3 protein-coding genes are annotated in these 5,022 nt (G+C 67.9%); 1 reads left to right on the forward strand and 2 read right to left on the reverse strand.

What is annotated here, in order from left to right; all coding sequences use genetic code 11:
• The coding region (locus VGM51_17605) for a spermidine synthase (GenBank protein ID HEY3414851.1) at window positions 1-541 on the reverse strand (541 nt) is incomplete at its 3' end.
• 214 nt (window positions 542-755) lie between these two features.
• Between VGM51_17605 and VGM51_17610 the strand changes: the two genes are divergently transcribed.
• A complete protein-coding gene (locus VGM51_17610) occupies window positions 756-4,517 on the forward strand; it encodes an Ig-like domain-containing protein (protein ID HEY3414852.1) in 3,762 nt (1,253 codons plus the stop codon).
• Window positions 4,518-4,604: 87 nt separating this feature from the next.
• On the opposite strand, the gene VGM51_17615 is transcribed toward VGM51_17610, so the two are convergent.
• On the reverse strand, window positions 4,605-5,022 hold a 418-nt coding region (locus tag VGM51_17615), incomplete at its 5' end, for a hypothetical protein (GenBank protein HEY3414853.1).

Here is a 5,022-nt window from a genome sequence, read left to right on the forward strand (position 1 = left end):
CGATGAGCACGAACCCGGCGAGCGCCGTGCCCACGATCGCCCCGAACGTGTTCGCCGTGTAGAGGCGCTGGAACGCCCCGGCGATCCCGCGGCCGCCCTTGGTGAGGAAGCGGGTCAGGGTCGGGAGCGTCGCGCCCATGACCAGGGTCGCGGGGGCGAGCGCAAGGATCGCGAGCACGAAGCGCACGAGCGCCAGCAGGATGGGCGCCTCGGAGAGGGACGGGTAGATGCCGCGGTACAGCTCGCCGATGAGCCGGAAGCTGACCGGCGTCAGCAGCACGACCCCCACGACGATCAGCTCCATCACGCCGTACAGGCGCAGCGGGCGCTTCACGCGGTCCGCGACCCGCCCACCCACGGCGCCACCGATCGCGAGGCCGCCGAAGAAGCCGGTCAGGATCGTGGAGACCGCCTGGCTCGTGTTGCCGAACACCAGCACCAGCTGCCGTGCCCAGACCACCTCGTAGATCAGGCCGGCGGCACCGGACAGGATGAACAGGAGGAGCAGGGCGGGCAGCGGGGTCGTTCGGGCAGTCTGCATTGGACGATCATTCCAGATGCTGGTCACTGGTGGCGGTGCCGGGGGGCCGCTTGGGGGCCGATCCGATGACTTTGGGGTAAGGGAGGACTGGCACACCGGACGCGTAGAGTGAGGGCAATCCGGGGGCGGCCAGTTGGTCATGCCCGGCACACGGTGATGTCGCGCTTTGGTCGCCCGGGATCCCGGGCGTCATCGGAGAAGGAGGGGGTTCCTCATGTCGAGTCCCGCCAATGCACGGAGTCGGCTCGCCGCGCTGATGTTCGCGGCGGTCCTCGTGGCCGGCTTCGCTCCCCTGGCGTCGCCGCCCGGCGTGGCCGCGGTCACGCTGCCCGCACCGACGCTGAAGGCTCCGGCGATCGATGCGTCGGTGGGATCGAACCCGGTGTTCACCTGGACGGCCGTGCCAGGCGCCGCGAAGTACAGGCTCGAGGTGAGCACGAGCGAGGCGTTCAGCTCACAGGTGGGCGGCTTCCCGGTGACGACGCTCAACCTGCGCTACGCACCCCCGGCCGAGCTTCCCGTCGCGACCATGTACTGGCGGGTGGCCGCGCTCGACGCGAGCAACGCCGTCGGGACGTTCGCCTTTGGTCGATTCACCAAGAGCATCGGGGCTGCCCCCACCATCGTCAGCCCCACCGATGGGTCCGAGCTGGTCTTCCCCACGGATCCGCTGCTGTTCCGGTGGACAGCCCTCGCCGGAGCGGCGTCGTACGAGCTGCAAGTGGACGACGCGAACGACTTCGTCGGCGCCACGACCTACTCGACGAAGAACACCTCGTACGTGATCACCGAGCCCAAGACCGTCGACCAGACCTTCTACTGGCGGGTCCGGGGCAACCTGGGGTCTCTCTACTCAGACTGGTCGAGCCCGAACGCCTTCCATTCGACATGGCCGCATGTCCCGACGCTCGTCTACCCGGCCGCCGGGGCCACCGAGGTCACGGACGTCTACTTCGACTGGAACCCGGTTCCCGGCGCGGCGAACTACCAGCTCCAGGTGGGCCTCAACCCCGACTGGCAGAACAACATCACGATCAATGTCACGGTCAAGTCGACGCGCTATGAGCCACCCATCCCGCTGAACAACGGCAACTACTACTGGCGCGTTCGTGCGATCGATGCCGCCGGCTCCGCCAACTTCGGCGCGTGGACGGACAAGGAGAACGTCTCCGGCGACGAGCGGGTCTTCCAGCGGGCCTGGCGGATACCGTCCGATACCGCCTATCTCTCCCACGTCCCGAAGTACGTGTGGCCGCCGGACGGCGGCAGCAGCGCGGACCAGGACAACGCCGACGACACCTGGGAGAACCCGTCCTTCACCTGGACGCCGGTTCGCAACGCGTCCTGGTATCGCCTCCGATTCAGCGAGACCCTCGACCCCGTCACCGGCTTCCTGTCCGGGACCATCCAGGGCTGCCTCACCAACCGGACGACGTGGACGCCCTACACCGCGGGGTCGGGCACGGCGCTCATTGTTCCCGGTTCGTGTGACGTCACGCTGATCACCGGGCACACGTACTACTGGGACGTCGCCGGCCTCGACGATCCCGTGATGAACCCGTCCGCATTCGACCTCTGGGGACCGCCGACCCAGACCTCCAGCGTGCTCGGCATCCGCTCGGGCAACAACTACCCCGGATGCGAGGTCAAGGCGTGTCCGTGGTCCTTCACCTATGAGCCACCCACGGTCCCCTCGCAGGGCACCGTCGCGCCACTCGCACCCACGGACTACCTGACGCCTGACCGCTGCGACCCGCTCGCCGCTTGCGACGTCGCCGTGGCCGATACCCCGGTCTTCACGTGGAACGCCATCCCGGGTGCCACGGGCTACCTCGTCACCGTGTCGCTCGACCCGAACTTCACCAACACCTACCGCAGATACACGACGCCCTACAACCGCCTGGCCCCGCGGGACTCCTGGCGCGACAACCAGGCCAGCCAGGCCTACTACTGGAACGTCACGCCGCTCGGCGGCGCGATCGAGCTGGATCCCACGAACCGCAGCGTCTTCCAGAAGCGGACCGAGGGCGTCCACCGGACGAGCCCCGCGAACGCCGCGGAGGTCGCCAACGACTTCACGATGTCGTGGGAGGACTACCTCAAGACGAACCAGAGCCTGACGCCCGCGATCCCCCAGGAAGCTCGCAAGTACCAGATCCAGACCTCCACGGTGAGTGACTTCGCGAGCACGCTCGAGAGCAGGGTTGTCAACACGCCCTTCTACACACCGTCCGGAGTCACCTATCCCGAGGGCCCCGTGTACTGGCGCGTCCAGGCGGTGGACGGGTCCGAGAACCTCCTGACCGTCAGCCTTGCGGGCGGCGGCTTCGTCACCAAGAAGTCCGGTTCGCCGGTCCAGAAGCAGCCAGCCGACGGTGGCCAGGTGCTCGGCGTGCCGACGCTCCAGTGGAACCCCCAGCCGTACGCCGCCTCCTACGCCGTGCAGATCGACAACGATGCCAACTTCTCATCGCCGATCGCCACGGTGACCACGAAGATGACAGCCTGGACCTACACGGAACCGCTGGCGGTCGGCACCTACTACTGGCGTGTGCGGCGGAACGACGCGGGCGGGCGTGAAGGAGCCTGGTCGGACGCGGCTCCCTCCCATGCCTGGACGTTCGTCCTCAACCCGGCGGCCCCGACCCTCGTCAGCCCCATCAACGGGGCGGCTCCCGCTCCGGCGAACCTGCTGCTGACGTGGTCGTCCGCCCAGGCCTACCCGAAGTACAGCGTGGACCTCAGCACCAGCTCCCAGTTCCTGGGGCAGGTGACGGGCTTCCCGCAGACGACGGTCATGACGTCCTGGGCCCCTATGACGTTGCTCGCCAACGGCACCTACTACTGGCGAGTGCGCGCACTCAATGCCTCGGGCGCCACCGTCGCGACGTCGTCAACACTCCACTTCACCGTTGACTCCTCGCGGCCCAGCGTGACGATCGGCCCTGCGTCGGCGGCATCGATCACGACCGCGTTCACCGCGACCTTCTCGGAGGCCGTGAAGTGGGTGAACAGCACCAACTTCAAGGTCACGATCGCCGGCACCAGCACGGCGGTTGCAGGCACCATCGTCGTCCTCTCCCCGACCCAGGCGAGGTTCACGCCGAGCGCCATCCTTGTGCCCGGTCAGACCTACAACGTCACGCTGAGCTCGTCGATCACCGACACGGGCGGTAACCCGCTCCTGCCGTACTCCGCGAACATCCGGACCTCGACCACCGTCCAGGAGAACTCGCCCGTGGTTCGGGAGGGCTGGGGACGCTGGACCACGGCCTCGGCAAGCGGCGGCTCGATGAAGCTGTCGCGAAAGGTGTCGAGCACGCTGACCTACACGTTCGCAGGCACGTCCGTCGCGCTCGTGGGCTACAGGGGGACCCAGGGTGGGTACGCCTCGGTGTACCTCGACGGAGTCCTCCAGACTGGCAGCCTGTCGTTCTATGCCTCGTCCAGCAAGTACAAGGCGACCCTGTGGTCAAAGGGTGGCCTCGCGGCGGGCCTGCACACGCTGCGCGTCGTGCCGAAGGGCACCAAGCCGGCGGCGTCCAAGGGCACCTGGGTCTACGTCGACGCCTTCATCGTCAACGGGACCACGACGGTCCAGGACAACGGCGTGGGCGTCGTCGATCGGTTCCGGAGGGTCTCGACCGCCTCGGCGTCGGGATCCGCCTACGACCAGACGGACTTCCTTGCCGCGACCGGCAGGTCCGGGCCGGCCCTGAGCTTCCAGTTCAAGGGCACCGCCATCAGCTGGTATGGAACCAAGGGCGCGGCGTCCGGCAAGGCGTACGTCTACATCGACGGGTCCAGGAAGGCGACGATCGACCTCTACCGGTCGGCCACGGCGTACAAGCAGCGGCTCTGGACTTCCGCGCCACTCTCGAACGCCGTCCACACGATCAAGATCGTCGTCGTCGGCTCCAAGCGGTCGACCGCCAAGGGCTACGACGTCTCGTTCGACTCCTTCGCCATCAAGTAGGCCGCTGAGCCGCCGGCGGCGAGCCGCCCGACATCCAGCGCGACCGCCGGCGAGCCCAGGGCCCGCCGGCGGTTCGCCTTGGGCGACTCAGTGGAGGTTGTAGGCCCAGTACACGGCGACGAACCCCATCAGGACGCTCCAGCCGATCAGCGTCCAGCCCCACCACGGGACCTGGCCCCGCCTCGCGACCGCGAGGGCGCCCATCGCCCACACGAACGGGATGGAGTCCAGGAAGTAGCGGTAGCCGAACTGCAGCCACCCGCCGCCGTAGTAGAGCAGCGTGGGGATGAGCACGAGGATCGCGGCCAGCAGCAGCAGCCACGAGCGGCGGTCACGCCACGGCGCGAGGAACGCCAGGAGCAGTCCCGGGCTCGTGAACAGGACGGACATGCCCAGGCCATCGGGCTGCATGTACGGGAACGTGCTCGTGAACGCCGGCAGCTTGAGGAACAGGTAGTTCAGGTTCATGCCCACGTGGGCGAGCGCGAACAGCCCTTTCTGGCGC

Source organism: Armatimonadota bacterium (genome assembly GCA_036504095.1).
Classification (GTDB): Bacteria; Armatimonadota; DTGP01; order JAKQQT01; family JAKQQT01; genus DASXUL01.

Excerpts from the sequence above, each read along its gene's own strand:
- VGM51_17610 (HEY3414852.1), top strand. The coding sequence starts at position 756 with ATGTCGAGTCCCGCCAATGCACGGAGTCGGCTCGCCGCGCTGATGTTC.